General features: G+C 57.2%; 1 protein-coding gene. It reads right to left on the reverse strand.

Annotated elements, in window-relative coordinates:
• Positions 1-106: 106 nt before the first annotated feature.
• Positions 107-523, reverse strand: a 417-nt coding sequence (locus ACOCD2_RS26050) for a hypothetical protein (protein WP_419596543.1), incomplete at its 5' end; no start/stop codon positions are given.

Here is a 523-nt window from a genome sequence, read left to right on the forward strand (position 1 = left end):
ATCTTTGGTGATGCGGGTTATACCAGCGACAGCTACAAGCGGGGAGCGCGTGCACTGGGCTTGAGCTGGAAGGTAAATGACAAGCGCAAACCGAAGCGTGGAAACCTCAGTAGCAAGCAGCCGCTGCCAGCCATGGAGAGCGAAGCGAAGGCTGGTAGACCCCAGTAGCCGCGAGGCCGCACTGTTTTCCCGGCGTGCCTTGCGCCAAAGGGAAAACAAAGTAGGCTTCCGAACGCGGCGTCCAGTCATATGGGAGCCAAGTACGGAGCAGCAACGAGCTTGCGAAGTTGTTGCGTAGTGCTGGGTGACCAGGACGGCTGGGGCACCAATAGGTTGTCAAAGGTCGAGTCGATTTTGGGGCTGGGATGCCCCAAAATCTTTCACGAGACCGAAGACACGCTTGTTGTTCGATTACCCGTTCGATCAACACGCGATAGTGCTCCACTTCCGTCAACCAGGCTGTGCAAGTGGCAGGGTCTGCCAGCAAACCCGCCAATGCCTGGTAAACCGGCTCGATATACGA

It is taken from the genome of Thiolapillus sp. (assembly GCF_048562965.1).
GTDB lineage: Bacteria > Pseudomonadota > Gammaproteobacteria > Chromatiales > Chromatiaceae > Thiolapillus > Thiolapillus brandeum_A.